At 62.9% G+C, this 24,036-nt stretch carries 27 protein-coding genes; 5 read left to right on the top strand and 22 right to left on the bottom strand.

What is annotated here, in order from left to right:
* Position 1 precedes the first annotated feature (1 nt).
* The 18 genes from AC1RTP_RS01435 to AC1RTP_RS01350 all read right to left on the bottom strand — a co-directional run bounded on the left by AC1RTP_RS01435 (position 2) and on the right by AC1RTP_RS01350 (position 17,061).
* A complete protein-coding gene (locus AC1RTP_RS01435; protein WP_498604199.1) occupies positions 2 to 463 on the bottom strand; it encodes a hotdog family protein in 462 nt (153 codons plus the stop codon).
* A complete protein-coding gene (locus tag AC1RTP_RS01430) occupies positions 460 to 1,644 on the bottom strand; it encodes a beta-ketoacyl-ACP synthase (RefSeq protein ID WP_498604198.1) in 1,185 nt (394 codons plus the stop codon). Before AC1RTP_RS01430 ends, AC1RTP_RS01435 begins: the two co-directional genes overlap by 4 nt.
* Complete coding sequence (locus tag AC1RTP_RS01425; protein ID WP_498604196.1) at positions 1,644 to 2,189, bottom strand: DUF3261 domain-containing protein; 546 nt, start codon at positions 2,187 to 2,189, stop codon at positions 1,644 to 1,646. Before AC1RTP_RS01425 ends, AC1RTP_RS01430 begins: the two co-directional genes overlap by 1 nt.
* On the bottom strand, positions 2,173 to 4,557 hold the full coding sequence (locus AC1RTP_RS01420) for an MMPL family transporter (RefSeq protein ID WP_498604195.1): 2,385 nt from the start codon (positions 4,555 to 4,557) through the stop codon (positions 2,173 to 2,175). The genes AC1RTP_RS01425 and AC1RTP_RS01420 overlap by 17 nt, the downstream gene beginning before the upstream one ends.
* Before the next feature lies 1 nt (position 4,558).
* Complete coding sequence (locus AC1RTP_RS01415) at positions 4,559 to 5,164, bottom strand: outer membrane lipoprotein carrier protein LolA (protein WP_498604194.1); 606 nt, start codon at positions 5,162 to 5,164, stop codon at positions 4,559 to 4,561.
* Positions 5,158 to 5,592, bottom strand: coding sequence for an acyl-CoA thioesterase (locus AC1RTP_RS01410; RefSeq protein WP_498604193.1), 435 nt, complete (start codon positions 5,590 to 5,592; stop codon positions 5,158 to 5,160). The genes AC1RTP_RS01415 and AC1RTP_RS01410 overlap by 7 nt, the downstream gene beginning before the upstream one ends.
* Positions 5,585 to 7,141, bottom strand: a complete 1,557-nt coding sequence (locus AC1RTP_RS01405) for an HAL/PAL/TAL family ammonia-lyase (protein ID WP_498604191.1) — start codon at positions 7,139 to 7,141, stop codon at positions 5,585 to 5,587. Before AC1RTP_RS01405 ends, AC1RTP_RS01410 begins: the two co-directional genes overlap by 8 nt.
* Entirely contained in the window at positions 7,128 to 8,072 is a 945-nt protein-coding gene (locus tag AC1RTP_RS01400; protein ID WP_498604190.1) for a lysophospholipid acyltransferase family protein, read from the bottom strand. Before AC1RTP_RS01400 ends, AC1RTP_RS01405 begins: the two co-directional genes overlap by 14 nt.
* Positions 8,069 to 8,812, bottom strand: a complete 744-nt coding sequence (locus tag AC1RTP_RS01395) for a glycosyltransferase family 2 protein (protein ID WP_498604189.1) — start codon at positions 8,810 to 8,812, stop codon at positions 8,069 to 8,071. Before AC1RTP_RS01395 ends, AC1RTP_RS01400 begins: the two co-directional genes overlap by 4 nt.
* Positions 8,805 to 9,893 (bottom strand): class I SAM-dependent methyltransferase, encoded by a 1,089-nt coding sequence (locus AC1RTP_RS01390; RefSeq protein ID WP_498604188.1) that lies wholly within the window; start codon positions 9,891 to 9,893, stop codon positions 8,805 to 8,807. The genes AC1RTP_RS01395 and AC1RTP_RS01390 overlap by 8 nt, the downstream gene beginning before the upstream one ends.
* A gap of 24 nt (positions 9,894 to 9,917) precedes the next feature.
* Positions 9,918 to 11,669 carry an ApeI family dehydratase gene (locus AC1RTP_RS01385; protein WP_498604187.1) on the bottom strand — a complete coding sequence of 584 codons (1,752 nt, stop codon included), beginning with the start codon at positions 11,667 to 11,669 and terminating at the stop codon, positions 9,918 to 9,920.
* Positions 11,662 to 12,210: a COG4648 family protein gene (locus AC1RTP_RS01380; RefSeq protein ID WP_498604186.1), complete on the bottom strand. Its 549-nt coding sequence runs from the start codon at positions 12,208 to 12,210 to the stop codon at positions 11,662 to 11,664. The genes AC1RTP_RS01385 and AC1RTP_RS01380 overlap by 8 nt, the downstream gene beginning before the upstream one ends.
* Positions 12,210 to 12,464 carry an acyl carrier protein gene (locus tag AC1RTP_RS01375; protein WP_498604880.1) on the bottom strand — a complete coding sequence of 85 codons (255 nt, stop codon included), beginning with the start codon at positions 12,462 to 12,464 and terminating at the stop codon, positions 12,210 to 12,212. Before AC1RTP_RS01375 ends, AC1RTP_RS01380 begins: the two co-directional genes overlap by 1 nt.
* A 28-nt stretch (positions 12,465 to 12,492) precedes the next feature.
* A complete protein-coding gene (locus tag AC1RTP_RS01370) occupies positions 12,493 to 12,747 on the bottom strand; it encodes a phosphopantetheine-binding protein (RefSeq protein WP_155454474.1) in 255 nt (84 codons plus the stop codon).
* Positions 12,740 to 13,513 carry a lysophospholipid acyltransferase family protein gene (locus AC1RTP_RS01365; protein WP_498604185.1) on the bottom strand — a complete coding sequence of 258 codons (774 nt, stop codon included), beginning with the start codon at positions 13,511 to 13,513 and terminating at the stop codon, positions 12,740 to 12,742. Before AC1RTP_RS01365 ends, AC1RTP_RS01370 begins: the two co-directional genes overlap by 8 nt.
* Positions 13,506 to 14,225, bottom strand: a complete 720-nt coding sequence (locus AC1RTP_RS01360) for a beta-ketoacyl synthase chain length factor (protein ID WP_498604184.1) — start codon at positions 14,223 to 14,225, stop codon at positions 13,506 to 13,508. The genes AC1RTP_RS01365 and AC1RTP_RS01360 overlap by 8 nt, the downstream gene beginning before the upstream one ends.
* Before the next feature lie 259 nt (positions 14,226 to 14,484).
* Positions 14,485 to 15,807: a homoserine dehydrogenase gene (locus tag AC1RTP_RS01355; protein WP_498604183.1), complete on the bottom strand. Its 1,323-nt coding sequence runs from the start codon at positions 15,805 to 15,807 to the stop codon at positions 14,485 to 14,487.
* Positions 15,808 to 15,828: 21 nt separating this feature from the next.
* Positions 15,829 to 17,061 (bottom strand): pyridoxal phosphate-dependent aminotransferase, encoded by a 1,233-nt coding sequence (locus tag AC1RTP_RS01350; protein WP_155454470.1) that lies wholly within the window; start codon positions 17,059 to 17,061, stop codon positions 15,829 to 15,831.
* A gap of 133 nt (positions 17,062 to 17,194) precedes the next feature.
* Between AC1RTP_RS01350 and AC1RTP_RS01345 the strand changes: the two genes are divergently transcribed.
* The 3 genes from AC1RTP_RS01345 (at position 17,195) to AC1RTP_RS01335 (ending at position 20,073) form a co-directional block, all read left to right on the top strand.
* On the top strand, positions 17,195 to 17,569 hold the full coding sequence (locus AC1RTP_RS01345) for an Mth938-like domain-containing protein (RefSeq protein WP_498604182.1): 375 nt from the start codon (positions 17,195 to 17,197) through the stop codon (positions 17,567 to 17,569).
* Between the two features lie 25 nt (positions 17,570 to 17,594).
* Positions 17,595 to 18,050: a peroxiredoxin gene (locus AC1RTP_RS01340; RefSeq protein ID WP_498604181.1), complete on the top strand. Its 456-nt coding sequence runs from the start codon at positions 17,595 to 17,597 to the stop codon at positions 18,048 to 18,050.
* A gap of 238 nt (positions 18,051 to 18,288) precedes the next feature.
* Positions 18,289 to 20,073 (top strand): PhoH family protein, encoded by a 1,785-nt coding sequence (locus AC1RTP_RS01335; protein ID WP_498604179.1) that lies wholly within the window; start codon positions 18,289 to 18,291, stop codon positions 20,071 to 20,073.
* 47 nt (positions 20,074 to 20,120) lie between these two features.
* Here AC1RTP_RS01335 and AC1RTP_RS01330 read toward each other — a convergent pair whose 3' ends face one another.
* Positions 20,121 to 20,540, bottom strand: a complete 420-nt coding sequence (locus tag AC1RTP_RS01330) for a VOC family protein (RefSeq protein WP_498604178.1) — start codon at positions 20,538 to 20,540, stop codon at positions 20,121 to 20,123.
* Positions 20,537 to 21,325 (bottom strand): DUF4349 domain-containing protein, encoded by a 789-nt coding sequence (locus AC1RTP_RS01325; RefSeq protein WP_498604177.1) that lies wholly within the window; start codon positions 21,323 to 21,325, stop codon positions 20,537 to 20,539. The genes AC1RTP_RS01330 and AC1RTP_RS01325 overlap by 4 nt, the downstream gene beginning before the upstream one ends.
* Before the next feature lie 64 nt (positions 21,326 to 21,389).
* Between AC1RTP_RS01325 and AC1RTP_RS01320 the strand changes: the two genes are divergently transcribed.
* Positions 21,390 to 21,593: a heavy-metal-associated domain-containing protein gene (locus AC1RTP_RS01320; protein WP_498604176.1), complete on the top strand. Its 204-nt coding sequence runs from the start codon at positions 21,390 to 21,392 to the stop codon at positions 21,591 to 21,593.
* Here the strand turns inward: AC1RTP_RS01320 and AC1RTP_RS01315 are convergent.
* Entirely contained in the window at positions 21,574 to 22,308 is a 735-nt protein-coding gene (locus AC1RTP_RS01315; protein WP_498604175.1) for a glutathione S-transferase, read from the bottom strand. The genes AC1RTP_RS01320 and AC1RTP_RS01315 overlap by 20 nt on opposite strands.
* Before the next feature lie 11 nt (positions 22,309 to 22,319).
* Positions 22,320 to 23,198 (bottom strand): LysR substrate-binding domain-containing protein, encoded by an 879-nt coding sequence (locus AC1RTP_RS01310; RefSeq protein ID WP_498604174.1) that lies wholly within the window; start codon positions 23,196 to 23,198, stop codon positions 22,320 to 22,322.
* Between the two features lie 112 nt (positions 23,199 to 23,310).
* On the opposite strand from AC1RTP_RS01310, the gene AC1RTP_RS01305 reads away from it, so the two are divergent.
* Complete coding sequence (locus tag AC1RTP_RS01305; protein WP_498604173.1) at positions 23,311 to 24,009, top strand: FMN-dependent NADH-azoreductase; 699 nt, start codon at positions 23,311 to 23,313, stop codon at positions 24,007 to 24,009.
* Positions 24,010 to 24,036 lie beyond the last annotated feature (27 nt).

The raw sequence follows: 24,036 nt of genomic DNA, 5'->3' as shown, positions 1-24,036 counted from the left end.
TTCATACCCCATGCAAAAACTTATTGACATCATCGGGCTGGAACACGGTCAGCGTGGCGCTGGCCAGCTCCTGCCCTGGATTGCCTGTATCGGCAATTAAACACTCATATGCGCCGAGCCCATTATCCCCGCGCATTTCCATCTTTACCTTGACCTGCAGCACCTGTCCGTTGGCGAACAGCGGGCGTTGCGTGCTGTAGCGGCGCGAACCAAGCAGGAAGCCCGGCTTGACCGTACCGCCATCGCGCTTTGCCAACCAGCCGGCGTGCGCGGCCACAGCCTGCGCCATGTATTCGATGCCGACCCAGCTGCCCACCCCCTGTATGGCCTGCGTATAGAACAGGCTCGCCTCGTGGATCGCAACTTCCGCAACCAGCGTTTCGGCGTCGGAAGCGACGACACGATCGAGCAGGCACATTGGGCCGCCGTGCGGCACCAGGGTGCGGATATCGGGCATCGTCATGCCATCCTCCCGAGCAGCAAGGCGGCGTTCGAGCCGCCAAAGGCGAAGGAATTGCTCAAAGCATAGCGCAGCGGGCGGCCAAGCTTGGCGCCGGGGGCCGCGACCTGCAGCGCCGGCAGCGCCGGGTCGGCTGCGCCATCCCACAGTTGCGGCGGCAGGTAGCCTTCCGGATTATCGTCCTGCATCAGCAGCCAGCACAAGGCTGCTTCCAGCGCGGCCGCCGCGCCCAGCGCGTGGCCGGTGAATGCCTTGGTCGAACTGACCGGCACGTCGCTGCCGAAAAGCGACGCCACCACGCGCGACTCCATCGCATCGTTCTGGATCGTGGCCGTGCCGTGCAGGTTGATGTAATCGACTTGCTGCGGCGTGATGCCGGCGCGCTGCAGCGCCTGGCCAATCGCCAGCCGCGCCCCGCCGCCTTCCGGGTCGGGTGCAGAAATATGGTGGCCGTCAGACGATTCCCCCCAGCCGCATAGCGCCACGGCCGACGGTTCGCGGCTCATGAGGAACAGGCCGGCGCCTTCGCCGATATTGATGCCGTTGCGGTTGGCGCTCAATGGATTGCAGCGCACCGCACTGACCGATTCCAGCGCCGAGAAACCTGCCACGGTGAAGGCGCACAGCGTGTCCACGCCGCCTGCCACCACGGCATCGCAGGCGCCCATGGCGATCAGGCGCGCCGCGCTGGCCAGTGCCTTGGCGCCGGACGAGCAGGCGCTCGAATGCACGAGTGCCGGGCCACTGATGCCAAGTTCCCGCGCCAGCAGCAGTGCGGGCGCGCCCATCTCTTGCTGGCCGTAGTGGAAGCCGGCAGGCAATTCGCCGCTGGCCAAGCGGGCAGCCAACGCCGCTTCCGCTTCGCCGACACCGGAAGTACTCGTGCCAATCACCACGCCGACGCGATTCGCGCCGTGGCGCGCAATGGCCGCATCGACCGCCGGACGGATCTGCGCCAGTGCCGCCAGGGCAAACTGGTTGTTGCGGCTGCGCTGCGCCAGCGGCAAGTGCTCCACCGAAGGCAGCACGACGCCGGCAGCGAGGCCCAGCGGCAGCATGCGGCCCGGCGAACAGGCTTCAGTCGGCTGCACGCCGCTCTCGCCGCGCAGCAGCGCCTCGCGCACGGCTTGCTTGCCGTCGCCCATGGCGCACACGATGCCGCAGTCGTTCAGGTAAAAAGCCATTACTGCAACTCCGATTCAATGGTCAGGCGATATTTGTAACGCAGGTTATCGAGTACCAGCTTGCCGCTCCAGCGCGGCATGCCACTGTAATTGATCACCATGATGGTTTCGCCGTCCAGCGACAGCGTGCGGCGCAGGCCCTGCTCTTCCACCTGCCAGCCGGCCGGCAGCGCTGCACGCACGGCTTCAACCGGCCACAGGGTCAGCTGCATGTCTTCCAGCACGTCTTCCGCCTTCACTTGCGATGGCAGCATGGCGTGGCGCCACTCTTTCATTTCCTTGCCGTCGTAGCTCAAGGACAGCACGCGCTGGCCCAGGACCAGGCCGACCAGCTCCAGCCTTTGCGGTTCGACTTCCAATGCTACATCCAGTTCATCATTGCGGCCATTGCGCTCGACGCGCAAGTGCTGCTGCACGCTGATCGACTCGCCCAGCGCCTGCGGCGCCAGTTTCAGTCCCAGGCGCGCGGCAGGCGGCGGCGTGCTTGTCGCGCAGGCCGACAGCAGCAGCGCAGCAATCGCTATCGTCTTAAGCCGCTTCCACATTCTTCTTATCCTCGTTGATTACAAAGCATGGCACCAGCAGCCACACCAGCGCCGTGCCCACCAGCATGGTCAGGCCGAACGCCCGCAGCGCCGGCGTGCTGCTCAAGCCGAGCAGGCCAAAGCCCAGGATCGCGTTGGCCGCTGCCATGCCGACCGCCAGCCATGGGGCAACCGGGCCGCGGCTGGCACGTTCCGCCATGAAGACGCCATAGTCCACGCCCACGCCGAGCAGCAGCATCAGGCCAAGCACGTGGAACAGCTGCAGCGGCATGCCGAACCAGCCAAGCAGCGACAGCGATGCTGCACTGGCCAGCAAGGTCGGCGCCAGGACGCGCCAGGCGCCGCCACGGTAGCGCGGCAGCAAGAGCAGGAACACCAGCAAATATGCAGCAGCAAGCACCCAGCCCATCATCACACGGTAGCGTCCCAGCACAGCCGAAATCTCGCCCACTTTGTCGACCCACTGCACGCCATGCATTCCTTCGGCAGCCGCATGGAGTCGCGGCAAGCCGCTGTACTGCATGCCGCGCACGGCGACAATGCTGGCGAACTCCTTGCGATGCCGGCCAAGCCAGAGGTGGCGCCATGGCTCGCTTGAAGGAGCCGCCAGGAAGTCTTGCGGCAAAAGCGGTGCGGCGCCTTCGGCCGCCTTGGCGCGCGTTGCCGCGATCCAGGCTTTGTCTTCGCCAACCTGCTCCGCCACGGCGGCCAGTGGGCCGTTGTCCGCGAATAGCTTGTCATGTATCAGCGCCCGGCGTTGCGCTTGCTGCACCTGCGAAGGGACCCAGTTCGATATTGCCTGGTAGCCGCCGATCACGCCGGCCGCAATCAGCGGGTCCAGGCCGCGCTTCAATGCTTCCTCGCGCTGCAATACTTCCTCTTCGCTGCTGGCGCGCACCAGGAAGTACTGGACCGGGGAGGCGGAATCGAGCAGCTTGCCCAGGCGCTGCTGGCTGTCGACCAGCGCCTTCGGGGAATTCTGCAGCAGGCGGATGTCGTCATTTGCGCCAATGCGGGAGATGCCGACGCCGAGCGCCGAGCCGCCGAGCACTGTAGCCAGCACGAACAGCAGGCGGCCGGCCGGCGTTGCGGTCGCGCGCGGGAACGGCCAGCGCGGCCAATGCGCCAGCAGCCTGACGTACGGCGCCACCAAGGGGCCCTGGCGCAGCACGCCGCCGCGAACAAACAGCGGGAACCAGGCCATTACCGTCAGCCACGCAAAGACCAGGCCCAGGGCCGAAAACACCGCCATGGCGCGCAGGCCCGGGAACGGCGTGAAGGCCAGGCCGGCATATCCGATAACCGCCGCCAGCAACGTCAGCACCAGGGCCGGCAGCAGGCGGCGCAGCAGCGCGTGCGAATCAAGTTTCGGATCAGCCTCCATGCGGTTGCACAAGAAGTCGATGCCGTAGTCCTGCGCCACGCCGATCAGGCTGGCGCCGAACACCAACGTCATAAGGTGCACCTGGCCAAAGACCAGCCAGCAAACGGAAAAGGCACCGAGAACACCGACCGTAATCGAGAGCAGCACCATCACGATTGGCCGCACCGTGCGGAACACCAGCCAGGTAAGCAGCACGATGCCGAGCAGGGAGCCGGCGCCGATGGTGTGCATTTCACGCTGCGCCTGGGCGCTGGCTGCCGCCGCGTGCAGGATCACGCCAGCGGGGATCAGGTCCGCTTCGGGCTCCGCGGCCCGGGCGGCAGCGGCGGCGCGTTCCAGCAGCGGCAGCACCTTGTCCTGCGCCGTGATCGAGAATGCCGGCACTTTCAGTTCGAAGGGCAGCAGTACGTACTGCACCTTGTCGTCGCCGACGAAGAGGTAGCCATCGCGCGGACGCACCGGGGTTTCTTGCGCGCGCTCCTGCACCCAGCCTGCGAACAGGCCGAAGGGATCTTCCTGCCAGCTGCCCACTTTGGGGCCGCCGAAGGTGTTATACAGTCCGCCCAGCGCGGTTTCCGACCAGGCTTGTGCGCCCTGCTCTTTCAGCTGGCTCTCCTGCTGTCCGGTCATCAGCACGCTGCGGTGCTTGCGGAACAATTGCAGCCAGTCGTCCTGCGTTTTCTCGTTCAGCGCCGTCGCCGCTACCACGCCCGGCTGCTCGCCGATTACCTTGCGGTAGGCGTCCGCCGCCTGCTTCGCCTTGTTCCAGTCCGCCGCGCCCACCAGCACGACAAGGCGCTGCTGCGCCGAGTCGACCATATGCTGGAAGGATTGCTGCAGCACCGGGTCGCGCTCCTGCACTGGCAACAGGGCCAGGATGTCGGTATCCGGCACCACGCGCTGCACAAACCACAGCCACGCGTTATGCCCGACCACCAGGGTCGCGACGAGGAGCCACAACAGGGCGAAGCGGTTTGCCTTCATATCAGAATTGCGTCGCCTCTTCCGCTGTCATCGCGCCTTCCCCGGTCTGCATGGCGGAGAACACGATCGTGGTCTTGTCACCGGAAGCCTCGTTCATTTCGATGCGCTTCACGTATGCGGCGCCTTCCAGGTTGATGGCGCCGATGGCCTTGGCCAGCGCCGGCTCGCGCGCCTTCAGCGCTACCTGCCAGCTGTCCTTGTCGGCGGTGCCATCCACTTCGAACATCTTGTCCAGCTGCGCCAGGTCGCCGCCCAGCAGCGAGAACAGCACGCTGTTAATCATGCGTACCACCGGCTCGGTCTTGGCATCCATGCGCATGGCGACGCGGTCGCCCTGCAGGTGGACGATTTCGTCGCGCGTCAGGCGCAGGGTGTTGGGGAAAGGCTTCAGGGTTCGCCACAGCACGCCCTTGCCTTTGACCACGCAGAAGCGGCCATTCGACAGTAATGGCTTCTTCATGCCGGCCAGGTTCTTGGTCTGGTCAAAGCGGCCGCACAGCACGTCCGGCTTTGCCAGCAACGCCTGGATTTTCGCCACCGGTGCGGCGGCCTGGGCGCATGCGCCCGCGGCGATCAATACGGCTCCTGCCATCAGTTGCTTCAGCATGGCAATGGTACTCCCAGTTTCTCAAACAGGATGGCCGGCGACACGAAGCACATTTCCTTGCTCGCCATATCGACGGCCACCTGGATGGTGCTTGCCTTGTTCAGGCGGCGTCCGGTGGCGGCATCGCTGATCAGGTAATCGATCTTCAGGCGGTTTTCCCACTCGACGATCTCGGCGCGCAGATTGATCACCTGGCCGAAGGTTGCCGGGGCCGCGTAACGCAGGTGCATATCGATGATCGGCCAGGCATAGCCGGATGCCTTCATCTCGACGTAGTTGTAGCCGATCTTGTCGAGCAGCGCGCAGCGCACCACTTCAAGGTACTTGACGTAGTTGCCGTGCCAGACGATCTCCATCGGATCCAGGTCGAAGAACTGGACCTGCATCTCGACTTCAGCGAACCAGCGCGATTCCGCCTTCTTACGCATACAGGTCCCAGGCCTTGTTGCGGATGCGCTGAACCAGCATGCGCAGTTCCGGGTCGAGGCGGCGATCTTCCGCCACGACAGCGATATCGTCGGCCAGCAGCTGCTGCATTTGCGCCAGCGCAGCTTGCGGCGCCATGTCCGCGTTCTCGCGGCAGCGCAGGTGCACGCCCTGGCGCACGGTCACCAGCAACGCTGCGGCACACTGCTCCACCAGTTCGAGCACGCGCAGGCAATCGCGCGCGGCGATGGTGCCCATGCTTACCTTGTCCTGGTTATGGCATTCGGTCGAACGCGAGAACACGGAAGCCGGCATGGTCAGCTTCAGCGCTTCGGCGGTCCATGCCGACACGCTGATCTGCAGCGCCTTCAGGCCGTGGTTGATTGCTGCGCGCGGGCCGGTGGCGCCGGACAGGTTGCTTGGCAGGCCGTGGTTGTAGCGGGTATCGACCATCAGCGCCATCTGGCGGTCCATCAGGTCGGCCAGGTTGGCTACCGCATTCTTCATGCCGTCCATGGCAAAGGCGATATGGCCGCCGTAGAAATGGCCGCCGTGCAGCACGGTTTCGCCGTCCGGATCAATGATCGGGTTGTCGTTGGCGCTATTCAGCTCGTTCTCGATCGAGGTGCGGAAGAACGGCAGGGCATCGGCCAGCACGCCGATTACGTGCGGGGCGCAGCGGATCGAGTAGCGGTCTTGCAGGCGCTTGCCGTTACGTTCCAGCAGCTCGGTCGGCAGGTCGCTACGCAGCCAGGCCGCAATCTGCTGCATGCCGCCGTGCGGCTTGACCGAGAACAGCACTTCGTTGAAGTGGTGGGCGTTGCCGTCCAGCGTGAAGGATGCCATGGCCGTGATGCGGGTGCAGAGCCGCATCAGGTATTCGGCGCGGTCGTAAGCCAGGCAAGCCAGAGCGGTCATGACGGCGGTGCCGTTCATGATGGCCAGGCCCTCTTTCGGGCGCAGTCGCAGCGGCGTGATGCCGGCTTCGGCCAGCGCCTGTGCGGCCGGCACGGTCTCGCCGTCGCGCCACACCTCACGCTCGCCGCACAGCACTGCGGCCAGGTAGGACAGCGGGGTCAGGTCGCCGCTCGCGCCGACCGAGCCTTCGCTTGGGATCAACGGCAGCAGGCCGGCGTCCAGCAGGCGCGCGATCTGTTCCAGCAAGTCCAGGCTGACGCCGGAAAAGCCTTTGGACAGCGACGCCAGACGCGAAGCCAGGATGGCGCGGGTCTGCGCCGGCGAAAAGTGCTCGCCCAGGCCGCAGCCGTGGTAGGTGTACAGGTGGTGCGGCAATTCGGCTACCAGCTCCGCCGGCACGTTCACTGTGCAGGAATCGCCGTAGCCGGTGGTCACGCCGTAGATATTGCCGTCCTCGCGCAGCAGGCGGTCGAGGAAGTCGGCGCCGCGTTGAATCATGGCGCGGTAAGCAGGATCGTCGGACAGCACGGCTTGCGCGCGGCCTGCGGCGATATCGACGATGTCTTCGATCGTCAGTCGGTTGCGGTCAAAGCGCACTTCGCGCTTCGCATTGGTCAGGTCAGCCAGGTGCATCGCTAGTATCCAGTTTCGGTAAATGCCAGAAGTCGTAAAAATTGAACCATTGCAGCGGGGCTTGCAGGCAGTAGTGCTGCAAGCGAGCGCTGTAGCGCTGCACGCAGTCCTGCAACGCCGCTTCGCGCGCTTTACGCGGCAGGCGCAGTCCTTCGCTGAATAGTTCGAAATGCAGTTCGCTGCGGCCATCGCGCTGCAGCGGGAAAATCAGGTAAACGGGACATTGCAGCACGCCGGCCAGCACGTAGGGGCCCACCGGGAACGGCGCCGGGGCGCCCAGGAAGTCGGCCATCGCTACGCGCGGCTGGTCGGTCACCGGCACGCGGTCGCCGGCAATAACCACCAATTCGCCGCGCGAAACACGCTCGGACAGCTGCGTCGCCATCGCCGCATCCATATCCGTCACCTGCATCAGGTTCAGGGCGCTGGCCGGATTCAGGCGCGCCAGCATACGGTTGAAGGCTTGCGCGTGGCGGGTGTGAACCAGCACCGTGATCCTCACGTCCGGGCGGTCCAGCGACAGCACGCGCGACAGCTCCATATTGCCAAGGTGCGAGCACACCAGCAGGCCGCCCTGCCCGCGCGCCAGCATGGCATTGATCGAATCGACGCCGTGCATCGCGACGCTGCGGGTGTCGAACAGGCCGCCCCACAGCAGCATCTTGTCGAGGATGCTCTCGGCGAAGGCGGCGAAGTGGCGCAGCACGCCCAGGCGCGGCACCGTCGTAAAGGCGGCAACGCGGCGCAGGTAAGCGCCCGACACGCGGCGCGCGCGCGGCGCAGCCAGCAGGTACCAGCACAGCACCGGGTACAGCATGACGCGGAAAGGCCAGCGGCCCAGCACGCGGAAAATCCAGAACAGCAGGCGCATGCCCGCCACGAAGCTCACTTCGTTGATAGCAGCCCAGTGGCGTGGTGCGGCCTGGCTCATGCACCGCTCCAGCGGCGCGCCAGCAGGCGCGGTGCGCGCCACAGCATGCCGAAGAACAGGCGTGCGTGCATGCGCGAGATAAGCACGTTGTCGCGCCAGACCTGGAAGTGTGACACGCCATCGGCCGGGTAGCGGACGCGGGTGGCGCGGTTCACCATCGGCACGCCTTCCCAGAACAGGCGAACCAGGATTTCGGTGTCAAAGTTCATGCGCAGGCCGAGGCGCTGGCGCGCCATCAGGGCCAAGACAGGCTGCAGCGGATAGACGCGGAAGCCGCACATGGAATCCTTGATCTGCAGCGACAAGGTATTGATCCAGACCCAGATATGGGTGGCGTAGCGGCCGTAAAGCCGGCCCTTCGGCACCGACTGATCGTAGATTGGATAGCCCACGACCAGCACGTCGGGGCGTTCAGCGGCGCTGGCTAAAAAGGCTGCCACGTCGTCCAGGTTGTGCTGGCCGTCGGCGTCCACTTGCAGCGCGTGCGTATAGCCCAGGCGAGCGGCGGACTTGAAGCCGGTCATGACGGCGCCGCCCTTGCCCTGGTTGACTTCATGCGTGACCAGCGTCACCTGCGTCGGATGCGCCGCCGCCAGGCGCGCCAGTTCGGCAGCGCACTCATGGCGGCTGCCGTCATCGACCAGCACGCAGTGCAGGCCGTGCGGCAACAGTCCCGCCACCACGCCCGCGATGGCGTGCTCGTGGTTATAGACGGGAACGACGAAACAGGGTTTAAACACCAGCGTCTCCGGCGCGGGTAAAGCGCAACAGCGAATGGCAGTAGCCGATGTTGTCGCGCGTGGTCAGCAGGCGCAGGCCGGCCGCTTCCGCCAGGCGCACGTAGTCGGCAGCCTGGTAGATCTTCGAGTTACCGCTCGCCATGGCGGTGAAGTATGGCGAGGTGTTGATCAGGCAATAGGAAGCGATGTCGTACTGCTGGCGGTCCCAGAAGGTATCCATGATGATCAGCTGACCGCGCTCCGACAGCGCTTCCGCTGTGCGGCGCAGGATGCTGGCGATGGCCGGCTCGCTGAAGCAGCTGAGGAATTGGCTCATCCAGATCACGTCCATACCGGCCGGCAGCGGGTGCGCGTCGTCCAGCAGGTCGATCGGGTGCAGGTTGGCGCGTTCGCGTACGCCGGCGGCCTTCAGGTTCTGCTCCGCCACGTGCAGCTGGCGCGGCAGGTCGACCAGGTGCATCTGCACGTCGGCGTTGTAGGCCAGGGTCGCCAGGCTGAATTTGCCAGTGTTGGCGCCGATGTCCATCACCTTGCGCGGTGCGGTTGCGAAGACGTCCGGCATGATGTCGGGGAAGGAAGTGTCCGAGTAATAGTGGTCGAACGCGAACCAGCTGGTCTTGGCAGGCTCGGACAACTGCGACAGGCCCTGGTACAGGGTTGGCCATTCACCCAGCGCCTTCAGGCCGATCGGCTTCTCTTCGTCCAGCGAGCGATCCAGGTCGAACAAGCCCTGGTAGCAGACGTCATGGTTGAAATCGATATTGATCTGGGTGATCTTGTCGGTCAGGATGCAGAAACCTGCTTTATCGAGCACGTAGGCGCCATTCTCGATCGACACCACGCCGGCGGACAGGCAGGTTTCCAGCACGACCTTCAACGCGTATTCGGTCCATTTGCCGCCGGCAGCCAGTTGCTCGATGCTCAGGCCAGCACCGCCGGCATCGGACAGCGCCTGCAACATGCCGCGCTTCCAGGCGTAGCGAACGCATTGGAACACAACTGGACCGAAGGCGATCTTCTGCGCTTCGTAACGGGCTGCGAAAGCGGACTGGCGCGGCGGGGAAAACGATTTGTCTTGCATGGGCACTCGATCATGGGTTGAAGGTCAGGCGGCAGCGAAGATGACGCGGCCGCTGGCATGTTGTCCTGCTTGTGACAGGTATTTGAATTGCAGGCTGGATTTGGCACAGTCCCAGGCCAGCTCCAGCTCCACGGTCGCACCGGGCGAAATAACTTGCTGGAATTTGAGCATGGCGATGTCGCGGAATACCGGCGGCATGGCGAAGTAATGGCGGCCGCGCGCGATGGCCCAGTCAAGCTGCACGACGCCGGGCAAGATCGGGCTGCCAGGGAAGTGGCCGTCGAAATACAGCAAGTCTTTCGGCACGGTCAGCGAAAGCTTGACGCCGGTCTCGCCGCGCTCAAGCTCCCGCCATTCGGGCTCGATCGGACGCTCGTCTGCTGCCTGGGCTATGGGTGCCGGATTCGGCTCCGCCAACAGCGCTGCAAGCGCGGCGTGCGTGGTCTTGCCCTGGGCGTTGACCGGGAATTGTTCGAGGTAGCGCCAGCGGCGCGGCAAAGCGACGGTTTCGGCGTTGGCGGCGAGCAGCGCGCGCAAGGCGCGGTTCAGGGCGAGCTTGCCTTCTGCTTGCAATTGCGCGCGGCCTTCCGGGGAGAGCACGAGGAAGGCGGCCAAGCAGGCGCGCGCGGCACTTTCATCCAGCAGCAGGCGGGCTTCTCCCACCAGAGGGCTGGCGCGCAAGGCGGCTTCCAGCGCGTCGAGCGAGATGCGTTTTTCTTCCAGCTTGACGATACGGTCTGCGCGGCCGCGCAGCTCGAAGCGGCCATCATCGGCCGCCTCGGCGCGGTCGGCCAGTTGCAGCCACGCGTCATCCGCCAGGTGCGCCGAGCGGACGGCGAGAACGCCCTCCTCTTCCAGGCGCCATTCAACATTCGGGAAGGAAGTCCATGCCGCACCGCTTACGCGGGTGCGTTGGCGCCATGCCACGCCGCCGGTTTCCGAACTACCATAGACTTCAATTGGGGCCTTGCCGAGCAAGTCGAAGCAGGCATAGGCCGCTTCTTCCGGCAGCGGCCCGCCGGACGAGAACACCGCGCGCAACTGGGCACGTGCGTCCTGCCAGCCGGCCAGTTCCGGCAAGCGTTTCAGGTGGGCCGGGCTGCTGACCAGCAGGGATGGGCGTTGCGCCAGCAGCGCCGCCAGTTCTTCAGGGTAGACTGCGCTCTCCGCCAGCACAGTGCGGCCAGCGCACAATGGCCAGAGTACTTTGAACAGCAGGCCGTAAATATGCTGGTGCGAGACCGTGGCGATCACCGCCGCATCCGCGCCGAGCATGCCGCCGAACATCGACTCCAGCACGTCCACCTCGCTGGACATCTGCGACAAGCGCTTCGGGATCGCCTGCGGCGCGCCCGTGCTGCCGGAGGTATGCACGACGAGCGCCTCGAACGCGCCATCCAGCGCATGCATCGCCTGCGGCGCACCCGACGCGGAGCCGCGCGGCGCCACCAGTGGCGAGCAGTCGCCAGGGAATTCGCCGAGGAAGCCGTCCACGCGCGCGCGCAGGGCGGCGCACGAAGCAGGCAGCGCATCGGCCGTCAGCCAGACCGTCTTGCCAGACTGCCAGGCGCCCAGCAGAGCCGCCGAAAATTCAAGGCTGTCCTCGATATACAGCGCAAAATGACGTCCAGGCGACGCCGCAAGCATCGCGCGCCAATCCTGCACGCGCCCTACAAGCGCCGCACAGCTGACAGCTTCCGAGCCGCGCCAACCTGCAATGGCATGGGCCGGCCGCGCAGCCAGCGACGCAGCAAGATCAAGCAATGCATCACGCATGCGACACCGCCTTGCGCATGCGCCGGCGCAGCAGGAATTCGCCGCCGAACATCAGCCCCATCAAACCATAGGCGATCACGCCGTTATACAGCGACCAGACAGCCTCGCTCGCAAACAGCGCCGTCGCCAGCGCGATCGAACCGTTCAAGACGAAAAATACGCACCAGGCCTGCGTCACACGGCGCGTGTAGGCCACGCCCTCCGGCGGCAGGTCCGGCTCGCGCAAGCGCGCCAAACGTTCGATCATCGAAACAGGCGTCGTCAGGCTATAGCTAAACGCCACCAGGAAAGCCATGTTGACCAGCACCGGATAGAGCTTCAACGGCAGCAGCACGTTGCTCCACACTGCCAGCGCGACAAGCACCAGCGCGCCCGCCACCGACCAGCGCGCAGCAGCGCTGATGCGCAGCGCAGGCAGGCGGGATCCAGCAGCAAGCAGCAGCACACACGCTAGCCAGCGCGGCTCCAGCTGACCGTGGCCAAGCCAGATCGCCAGCGGGTAAAGCAGCGTCAATGCCGCGGTCAACACGGTCCAGAACATCAGGCCGCCTCTTCGGTCGCCAATCCTTGCAATGCCGACACCACGTCATCGATGGTACGGATTGTCTTGAACGTTTCAGGGCCCATGCGCTTGCCGGTCAGCTGCTTCAGCTTAACGGCCAGGTCGACGGCATCGATGCTGTCGATGTCGAGGTCTTCATACAGGTTGGTGGTCGGAGTCACTTCCGACACATCCAGTTCGAACATTTCCGCCAGCAGGGTCACCACCCACTGGTACAGTTCTTCCTTGCTCATTGCATTCAGATCAACCACGCTGCTCTCCTTATTGCTTGCGTTGGGTTTCAACCAGGGCAGCCAGGGCACGCACGGAAGCGAAGTGGCGGCGAGTATCTTCCGAGTCGGCCGACAGCGAAATGCCGTAACGCTTTTGCAGCGCCACGCCCAGTTCCAGCGCGTCGATCGAATCCAGGCCCAGGCCTTCGACGAACAGCGGCTCTTCCGCGTTGATGTCGTCCGGGCTAATGTCCTCCAGCTGGAGCACATCGATGATCATTTCTTTGACTTCCTGCTCAAACATGATGTTGGTATTTCCCTGCAAAGTAGTGTTGTAAATAATCTGTCAGGCGGCGCGCAGCCAGCACTTCGCTCGCGCCCTCGCCCGTAAAGCGGCTGATCGCCACGTCATCCTGCACCGTGATGCTGAACTGCACACGGCGCGGCGGCACGCGCCACCACTTCTCCCCTTTGCCAAGGGTGGCTGGCGCGCATTGGATTACGACCGGCGTGATATCGCGTTCGCCACGCACGGCGATATTTGCGGCGCCGCGTTTCAGCGCGATCACGCCGTCGGCACCGGTACGCGTCCCCTCAGGGAACACGATCAGGTTGTTGCCCCGCTTAAGCGAAGCAATGCAATCGTCCACCAGGCCCGCACCGCCGCTGTTGGCGATGTACGAAGCCGCCCGCACCGGGCCGCGCGTGAAGGGGTTGTCGCGCAGGCTGGCCTTGACAATGCAGTCGGCCTGCTTGACGAACGCCATCAGGAACACGGTGTCGATCAGGGTTGGATGGTTGGCCAGGATCAGCAGCCCGCCACGCTCCAGCTTTTTCAGGCCGCGCACGTCGTAGCGCAGCACGCCCAAGACGCGCATCATCTCGATGTACACGCGGAAGCTGTGGCGAATCAGGTCGCGCGACAGGCGCACCCGATTTGCCTCGTCGCGCACCAGCAGGTGCAGCAACGGGAAGACGACAACGCGCAGCAGCACGCCGCCAATGCCGAACAATGCGAAACTCAGGCCGGTGGCAAGCACCCGCCAATACATGAAAGCCTTCTCAAACATGGCGTTGCCATTGCCATTGTCGCTGGTCCGCCGCGCGCACCAATTGCTGTTCGCCGGAGAGAAAGAAACGCAGCACCTGCAGCGCGCCCGGCATGGCATCCAGCGGCGCATCGGCGCCGGCCTGCCAGCCAAGCGACAGCTGCGCACCCGGCTGCAGCAGCCATGCGAAGGCAAATGCCTGCTCTTCGCAATCTTCAAAACGGGAATAAGGTTCCGGCAAGGCGGTTTCCGCCATGACCAGCAGTACTTGCGGCGCGCCGTCGGCCAGCAGGCCGCAGGCTTCGATCACCGCATGTTCCAGCGAGCTGGGACCAGCCGCCAGTGCGATATGGTTCGCCTGTTCTTTGCGGGCGATGGTGAACAGGCCGGGATTGGCGTTGTGGACCGACATGCCGAAAGCCGTCGGCGACAAAGCTTCGCCGCGCGCCATGGCATCGAGCAGCTCCACAGAGCGGCCCACTTCACCGTGGCGCGAACAATAAACGATAGGGATGCCGGATTCGCCGCCCAGGCATTCATAGGCCACTTCCAGCGCCATCTTGCCCAGTTGGCCGGCGCGGCGACGCAGCATCGGCGGCATGGCCTTGACGCCGGGTTCGCCCTCGGTGCCAAGCAGATAAGGCGCGCGCGACCACTCCAGCCACGCTTCAGGCGCGGCCAAAGACGGCGCCCACGCCGCGTGCCTGACGATAGAAAAACTGACCCCGCTCATTTACTTTTTCTCGTGCAACTTGCTTTTTTATATACCCTTTTTAGGGAAGCACGAATTATAAACGAAGGGATTTACATCGATGCCCAAATATTAATCAATGTACAAAAATAAATTTCTATCGGGCATCAAATCTATCGAATTATCACGAAATACGTGTGAATTGACAACAGATATGGAAGTCGGGGTCAGGTCGAGCAAACGGACAAATGATGCCCGAGGGCATCATTTGTCCGTTTGCTCGACCTGACCCCGACTTTTATTACGCCAGGTTCTCGAGGCGGATCTTGGTGACGTTGCCGACCACGCTGGCCAGTTTTTCGATCTTGTCGATCGCTGCGACGACGTTCTTTTCCTGCGCCTGGTGCGTCAGCAGGATGATGTCGGCCTGGGTCTCGCCTTCCGCCGGTTCCTTCTGCATCATGGCGTCGATGGAGATGGTGGCGTCGGCCAGGATGCGGGTCAGTTCGGCCAGCACGCCCGGGCGGTCAACCACCGTCATGCGCAGGTAGTAGCTGGTGGTGATCTCGGACATCGGCATGATCTTGATGTCGGTCATCGCGTTCGGCTGGAAGGCCAGGTGCGGCACGCGGTGCTCGGGATCGGCGGTTGCCAGGCGGGTGATGTCGACCAGGTCCGCAATCACGGCGGAAGCGGTCGGCTCAGGACCTGCGCCTTTGCCGTAATACATGGTGGCGCCGATGGCGTCGCCCTGCACCAGCACCGCATTCATCGCACCTTCCACATTAGCGATCAGGCGCTTGGCCGGGATCAGGGTCGGGTGCACGCGCAGCTCGATGCCTTCGCCGCCGTCCACTTGCGCGCGGCGCGCGATGCCCAGCAGCTTGATGCGGTAGCCCAGTTGTTCGGCGTATTTGATGTCGATGCCCTGCAGCTTGGTGATGCCTTCGATATGCGCCTTGTCAAACTGCACCGGGATGCCGAAAGCAATCGCGGACAGGATGGTCGCTTTGTGCGCCGCGTCCACGCCTTCGATGTCGAAGGTCGGATCGGCTTCGGCGTAACCCAGGCGCTGCGCTTCTTTCAGCACGGTGTCGAAGTCCAGGCCCTTGTCGCGCATTTCGGACAGGATGAAGTTGGTGGTGCCGTTGATGATGCCGGCGATCCATTCGATGCGGTTGGCAGTCAGGCCTTCGCGCAACGCTTTGATGATCGGGATGCCGCCCGCAACGGCCGCCTCGAAGGCCACCATCACGCCCTTGGCCTGGGCCGCGGCGAAGATTTCGGTGCCATGCATGGCCAGCAGCGCCTTGTTGGCGGTGACCACGTGCTTGCCGTTGGCGATGGCCTGCATCACCAGTTCCTTGGCGGTGTCATAGCCGCCAATCAGCTCCACGACGATATCGATTTCCGGATCGTTGACGATCGCGAACGGGTCTGCCACGACTCTGCATTGGCCTTCGGTGCGCTCTTTTGCGCGCTCCAGGTTGCGGGCCGATACGGCCACGATCTCAATACCGCGGCCGGCGCGGCGGCGGATCTCTTCCTGGTTGCGTCGCAATACGCTGAACGTGCCGGCGCCTACATTGCCTACGCCCAGCAAACCTACTTTAATCGATTTCATCTTTCAAATTCCCTGGTGTTGTTAGCTGTGCCCGTGCCGTTTTCGGTAGCCTTCCATGAAGCGCGCGATACGGCCGAATGCATCTTCCATGTCGTCCGAGTTCGGCAGGAAGACCACGCGGAAGTGATCGGGGCTATGCCAGTTGAAGCCCGTGCCCTGCACGATAAGGACCTTGGTTTCTTCCAGCAGTTCGTAAGCGAATTGCTGGTCGTCCGCGATCGGGTAGATCTTCGGATCGAGGCGGGGGAACATATACAGTGCAGCTTTTGGCTTGACCACGCTGACACCCGGAATTTCGGACAGCAGCTTGTATGCAAGGTCGCGTTGCTTGAGCAAGCGCCCGCCGGGAGCCACCAGGTCATTGATGCTCTGGTAGCCGCCGAGCGCAGTCTGGATCGCAAACTGGCCCGGCGCATTGGCGCAAAGGCGCATCGAGGCGAGCATATTCAGGCCCCAGATGTAATCCTTCGCATATTTCTTGTTTTCGCCCGAAAGCACCATCCAGCCGGAACGGTAGCCGCAGGAACGGTAGCTCTTGGACAGGCCGTTGAAGGTCACGCAGAACACGTCGTCGCACAGCGCGGCGATCGAGGTGTGGGTGACGCCGTCGTACAGCACTTTGTCGTAAATTTCGTCGGCGTAGATGATCAGCTGGTGCTGGCGCGCCAGTTCGATAATCTGCAGCAGCACTTCGTCCGGATACAGCGCACCGGTCGGGTTGTTCGGGTTGATGACGACGATCGCCTTGGTGTTAGGCGTGATCTTCTTGCGCATATCGTCGATGTCCGGGTACCAGTCCTGCTGCTCGTCGCAGACATAGTGCACCGGCTTGCCGCCGGACAGGCTGACGGCCGCAGTCCACAGCGGATAATCCGGCGCCGGCACCAGCACCTCGTCGCCGTTGTTCAACAGCGCGTTCATCGACATCACGATCAGTTCCGATGCCCCGTTACCCAGGTAGATGTCGTCCATAGTGACATTGGCGACCTTCTTTTGCTGGGTGTAGTGCATGACCGCCTTGCGCGGCGCGAACAAGCCTTTGGAATCGGTGTAGCCCGCCGCATTCGGCAGGTTGACGATCATGTCGTGGACAATCTCGTCAGGCGGATCAAAGCCGAACGGCTGCATATTGCCGATATTCAGCTTGATGATCTTATGGCCCTCTTCTTCCATCAGTCGGGCCTTCTCCGGCACCGGACCGCGGATTTCATAACAAATCTCGTTAAGCTTGTTGGATTTCTGAACCGGACGCAAAATCAATCCCTTAGGTGTAAATGCTGCAATGCGAAAATATCCATTCTGCCGAATTAAATTGGTTTAATCAACCATCGATATGCGCAAAACGTTACAATAAGATCTCTATTGTATTTAAATATAGCGAAAAGTTATGAAGCTCCACTCCAGCACCACTGGCCAATACCAGACCGTCTCCGGCTATTTCGACGGTGGAGTCGAGATCAACGGCCAGCCTTTCGCTTACAGCCTGCTGGTTTTACCTGAAAGCGCGCCGCGCGCCTGGCCGGTATCCAGGTTCGAGGATCTGACCGTCGAACACTTCGAACAGCTGCTGGCCGAAAGCCCGGACGTGGTCATCCTCGGTACCGGCGAACGCCAGCGCTTCGTCCATCCGCGCCTGACCGCGCCCCTGATCGGCAAGCAGGTCGGCGTCGAATGCATGGACACCAACGCCGCCTGCCGCACCTACAACATCCTGATGGGCGAAGGCCGCAAAGCCCTGCTGGCACTGATCATTGAAAAATAAACACTCTGCCCCCAACTAAACGCGCATGAGCCAAACCATCCCCGATTTCAGCGCCGCCATGACCAGCGGCCAGACCTTCCAGCTCTCCGGCCGCCCGGCCAAAGCCACCGTGCTGTTCTTCTACCCGAAAGACAACACACCTGGCTGCACCACCGAGAACATGGCCTTCCGCGACCTGCACGAACAATTCACCGCCGCCGGTGCTGAAATTTATGGCATCAGCCGCGACTCGCTGCGCTCGCATGAGAACTTCAAGACCAAACTTGGCCTGCCCTTCGAACTGATCTCCGACCCGGACGAAGCGGTGTGCCTGGCCTTCAATGTCATGAAGATGAAAAAAATGTACGGTAAAGATGTACGCGGCATCGAGCGCAGCACGTTTGTGATTGACGCAAAAGGCCGATTGGTGAAAGAATGGAGAGGCGTGAAAGTACCAGGTCACGTCGATGAAGTGCTGGAATTCGTGGCAACCCTGGGCTGATGGCAAGGCCCTCGCTGCGAATGTGTTAGCTCAACGGGAGCTTGTCATTTGAACGTGTCAGCCAGATTTTGAGTCGAGTAAGTCCTTCCACCCACTGTCCCCGGTGGCATGCCCACCGGCATTCGGGCGACGCAGACGCCCGCCAGGCATCCTTTAGTTTTTCCGATTCACCCACGCATTCGTCCATGCCAGGCATTCGCCTTCGCGTGGGCGCATCCTTTTTGAGAATGAGATCCTGATGCCACTGCCAAAACTGCCTAGTAAGCCAGCCACCCTGCTGCTGGCTAAAGACTATCCGAAGGCGAGCGGAGCAAACCCGGTTCCCTTCCCTACCGAAGAAAAGGCAGCACCAGCGTCGAAGAAAGCGGCGCCAAAAACTGCTGCCAAAGCAGTGAAAGAACCAGCCGTCGTAGCAAAAAAAGCTGCTGCGAAGAAGGCGCCCGCGCTGAAGTCCGTCAAATTGCCGGACGACGTGCCAGCCCCGCCGCGCACCAAAGCTGCGCCGCAGGCTCGCGCCAAAGTCACACCGATCAAGGCCGACGCGCCACACCCGGCCAAGCACAAGGCCCACGAGGTGGTGCTCAAGTCCGCCATCAGCCGCAAGGCCGACGTATTGGGCAGCACCAAGCTGTTCGTACTCGACACCAATGTGCTGATGCACGACCCGTCTTCGCTGTTCCGCTTTGAGGAACACGATGTCTTCCTGCCGATGATGACGCTGGAAGAATTGGACAACCACAAGAAGGGCATGACCGAAGTCGCCCGTAATGCGCGCCAGGTATCGCGTACGCTCGATGCCCTGATCAGCAACACCGACGACGACGACATGGAAAACGGCATCCCGCTGAACAAGCTGGGTAACAAGGATGCCAAGGGCCACCTGTTCTTCCAGACCAAGGTGCAGGTAGCAGACCTGCCGGAAGGCCTGCCGCAAGGTAAGGCCGACAACCAGATCCTGGCCGTGGTGCGTTCGCTGGAGGCGGAGCAGCCTGGCCGCGCCGTGGTGCTGGTGTCGAAAGACATCAATATGCGCATCAAGGCGCGCGCACTGGGCCTGCCCGCGGAAGACTACTTCAACGACCATGTGCTGGAAGATACCGACCTGCTGTACTCGGGCATCGTCCAGCTGCCGGACGATTTCTGGAACAAGCATGGCAAGGACATGGAGTCCTGGCAGGAGAACAAGCACGGCCAGTCGAGCACTTTCTACCGCGTGACCGGTCCGTTCATTCCGTCACTGCTGGTGAACCAGTTCGTGTTCCTGGAGCCGAACAACGGCGAATCGCCGCTCTATGCGCAAGTGAAGCAGATCAACGGCAAGACCGCCGTCCTGCAAACCCTGCGCGACTACTCGCACAACAAGAACAGCGTATGGGGTGTCACTGCCCGCAACCGCGAGCAGAACTTCGCGCTGAACCTGTTGATGAACCCAGAGTGCGACTTCATCACCCTGCTGGGCCAGGCCGGTACCGGCAAGACCCTGCTCGCCCTGGCCGCCGGCCTGGCACAGGTGCTGGAGACCAAGCTGTATAACGAGATCATCGTCACCCGCGTCACGGTGCCGGTGGGCGAAGATATCGGCTTCCTGCCGGGTACCGAGGAAGAGAAGATGGGGCCTTGGATGGGCGCCTTCGACGACAACCTGGAAGTACTGAACAAGTCCGACGGTGAAGGCGGAGAATGGGGCCGTGCGGCGACGCAGGACCTGATCCGCTCGCGCATCAAGATCAAGTCGTTGAACTTCATGCGCGGCCGCACCTTCGTCAACAAGTTCCTCATCATCGACGAGGCGCAGAACCTGACGCCGAAGCAGATGAAGACCCTGGTGACGCGCGCAGGTCCTGGCACCAAGATTCTGTGCCTGGGTAATATCGCCCAGATCGACACGCCATACCTGACCGAAGGCTCGTCCGGCCTGACCTATGTGGTCGACCGTTTCAAGGGTTGGGCGCACAGCGGCCACGTAACCCTGGCCCGCGGCGAACGTTCCCGCCTGGCGGACCACGCAAGCGACGTGCTTTAATTACACACCGATCAGCAGTTAAGCCCCGCCAAGTGCGGGGCTTTTTTTTATCCTCGGCGTGCTATCGGGTGCTCGGTATTCAGCTGCAGCAGGTCCCACAGGTTACCGTACAAGTCCGCAAAGACGGCGACCATGCCGTAGTCCTGCTGCTTGGGTTCGCGCACGATGCGCACGCCTTGTGCTTTCAGACGCTCGTAATCGCGCCAGAAGTCGTCCGTGTTCAGGAACAGGAATACCCGGCCGCCGGCCTGGTTACCGATGAACGGCTCCTGCTCTTGTTTGGACGCGCGCGCCAGCAGAATGGTGGTGCCGCTGCCGCCCGGCGGCGCTACCACCACCCAGCGCTTGTCCTGCTCCGGCTGATAGGTATCATCCAGCAGCTCGAAACCAAGCGTGTTGACGTAAAAATCGATCGCCTCGTCGTAGTCGCGTACGACGAGGGCAATGTGGACGATGGACTGCTTCATTTGCGACGCACCTTTCGCCAGATTTTGCGTACGATGGCGCCAACGACGAAGAGGATCAGCGCCCATGGCAGCAGATACGCGGCGCCGGTGATTGCGCTGGCGATACCTTCCGACAGGTTGCTGCTGAAATCGCGCGTTGCACGCTTCACCGGCGACCAGAAGCCACGCTGGGCGTGCGATTGGATTGAAATGTTCAGCAAGTCCATATTGACGCGCTCCATCAGCCGCGCTTCGACGCCGGTCGCGGATTCGAGCTCGCTTTGCACGGTCGCCAGTTCCTGCGATAGCTTGATCAGCGCTTCGGCGTTGTTGCCGGCCTTGGCCTCCAGCGCCAACAGCTTCTCGCGGTAGGCGCGCAGCATGTCGAGGCGCTTGGCGTTGTCGCGGATCGGGCCTTCCAGGTCTTCCGCTTCCGTGTTGCGCGACGCGACTTCGCCACCGGTTGCCGCCAGTGCGACCAGCGGCTCCACGCCGGCCTTCTTGATGCGGACGCGGATGTGGGCGCGCGATTCGCGGCCGCCTTCGACACCGGAGGCGAGCAGAGTGCATTGGTTCGCCACGTCGGCCTGGCAAGCAGCAACCAGCTTGTCGAGCAGCGGCTTGATGTCCGGCTCTGCCGCGTCGACGGTCACCGAATGTTCGTAGGCCAGGTATTTGCTGCGCTGTGAGTCCCGAGCCGTCGCCGCGCCTCCGCGTCCCGGCTCCACCATGTGCGCGGCGCCCTCGGGTCCAGAATATTGCTGCGAGCATCCCTGCAGCGATAGCAGCAGAAACAGCGAAAGCACGCTTGACCTTACAATGGTGGCAAGGACTAAAGTACGTTTACCCATAAGACGAAAGGATCTCCAAATGTACGAACTCACTGTAGAAAACATGACTTGCGGCCATTGCATCTCGGCCGTGACGGAAGCCGTGCACACCGTTGACCCGGCAGCCTTTGTCGAGGTGGACCTGAAGGGCCGGCACGTCAAGGTCAACTCGACCGCAGCGCTGGAGCCGATCAAGGCTGCCATCGTGGACGCCGGCTACCCGGTTACCCGCGCGTCGGCTTAACGCGCACGCCCTGCTCCAGTTCCGGGTAATGCCGGAACACGTCGTCCTCGTTGTTGGCGAGGCGACGTTTTGATTCCAGGTAGGCCGTGATATTCGGGCGCGCCGCCACTTTGAGCGCCAGCCGCTCCAGGCCTGGCCAACGCCCTTCGTAAGCCGCCATGGCTTTCGGGAATGCGTAGCGCAATCCATCCAGCAGCTGGAACAACGACAGGTCGACGTAACTGAGGCGCGAGCCCACCATCCAGCCGCCACGCCCAGGATTGGCCTGTAAAACCGACTCAAAATAGTCCAGGTATTTCGGAATACGCTCGGTCACGAAGTCGCGCGATTTCGCTTTCGCCTCGCGCGCCTGCTCCTCGTAATATTGGTTGACCGAAATCGGATGGTGGGTGTCGTGCGCCTCGCCCACCACGTCCGCAATGGTCTGCTGCAGTTGGTTGCACCACAGCCGCCCCGCTTCCGAACGCGGCGCCAGTTTATGCCGGGAACCCAGGAACATCAGGATATTGGCAGTCTGCCCCACCAGCAGTTCCCCCGCCCGCAGCACCGGCGGCGCAAACGCCGCACGCTCATCGCTGCCGCCCGCGATCGCCGCGTTCATCGCCTTCATGCCGCCTTTGCCGCGCGCCACGTCGACATAGGGAACGCCCGCCTCCTCCAGCGCCAGCCGGACGAATTCGCCGCGGCCCTGGATTGTCGGCCAATAGTAAAGCATGTAAGGCTCCATTATTGCTTCTCCTGTGCCAGAAGCCATTCTTCGACAGCGCGAACTTCCTCGCGCGGATCGTCGCCTTCGGGCCGCACAACATAAAAATCAAATCCGCCCAGCACCGGCCCAACCGGCGCTTCCAGCAGTCCCATTCCGATTTCCTCGCGCACCAGGGGCAAGGCAGTGAGCACCACGCCCTGCCCGGCAATGGCTGCCTGCACCGCGTGCGATTCTTCTGAAAAGCGTACGCCGCAAGACGCGTCCAGCGACACGCCTGCAGCCTTGGCCCACTTTTCCCAGGTCAGTGCACCGCGGTATCCACGCTGCCAGTCGAAATGGATCAAAGGATGGCGCGTAACGTCGTTTGCCTTGCGCAGCTTCAGGCGCGGACTGGCAACCGGGGCGAAGCCGGCTTGCATCAACCGCCGCGAACGCAGGCCGGCAAAATGTCCCGTGCCACCGCGCACTGCCAGGTCGGCCGCTCCGCCGGCCAGGTCGACCGGCTTGTTGCTGGCCTGGACGTTCAGGGCGATATCGGGATGATCGGCGTTGAAGGCTGCCAGGCGCGGCACCAGCCAGCGCGCAGCGAAAGCCGGCGTGGTCGACAGTGTGACGGTGCGGCGATGCTCGCGGCGAAGCCTTTCGACGCCGGCCGCAATGGCATCGAAACCGTTGCCAGTCGCCTGCAACAGGATGCGGCCCTCCGGCGTCAATTCAACCGCACGCGTCTTGCGCAGGAACAGCCGCACTTCCAGCGACTCCTCCAGCGCACGCACCTGGTGGCTGATCGAGGTTGCGCTCACCGACAACTCTTCGGCCGCAAGCTTGAAGCTTTGCAGCCGCGCGGCGGCCTCGAAGCTGCGCAGTGCGGAGAGGGATGGCAGGCGACGTCTCATGTTATTTACTATACATGAATCCAGTTCATCCATCTGCTGAGAATTGATCGTTTGTCGCCAGTCGTTTGCTGGCGCACAGTGCGTCCATCGCAAACACTTTTGGAGAGAACAAATGACCACCATCCTGCATATTGATTCAAGCGCGCGGCCGGGTCGTTCCGACGCACAGGCACACGGTTCCCACACGCGTCGCCTGACCGCGCGTTTCATCGAACGATACCTTGAACTTGATAGCGGAACAGAAGTCATCTATCGCGACGTTGGCGCGGAGCCGCCATCGCCCGTCACCGGCGCCTGGGTGCACGCAGCCTTCACGCCGCCGGCAGCACGCGAACCGTGGATGGTGGAAGCGCTCGCCCAAAGCGATGCCCTTGTCGACGATCTGCTGCGGGCAGACATTATCGTTGCCGGTGTACCGATGTATAACTTTGGACCGCCGGCGCAGTTCAAGGCCTGGCTCGATAACATCGTTCGCGTTGGACGGACTTTCGGCTTTGATCGCTCACGCCCGGGCGAGCCGTATTGGCCGCTGCTGTCGGCTGCTGGCAAACAGCTGGTGATTCTCTCTTCTCGTGGCGACTTTGGCTACGATCCCGGCCAGCGGCTGGAAGGCATTAATCACGTTGAAGGATCGGTGCGCAGCGTGTTCCGCTACCTGGGTGTGACCGACAGCTACGGCGCAGCCATCGAATACGACGAATTTGGCGACGAGCGCCTGACCCAGTCCATCGCCGATGCCGAACGCGCCACCGCCCAGATTGCAGAAACCATCGCCGCAGGACGCGCCTCGGCTGCGAGACGCGTGGCCTGATCGTCCGGGGCGGCCGCCGGCAAGATC

Source organism: Pseudoduganella sp. GW821-FHT11H04 (assembly GCF_058807935.1).
The sequence above is the reverse complement of the archived record's forward strand: the minus strand, read 5'-3'. Positions and strand labels throughout refer to the sequence as shown.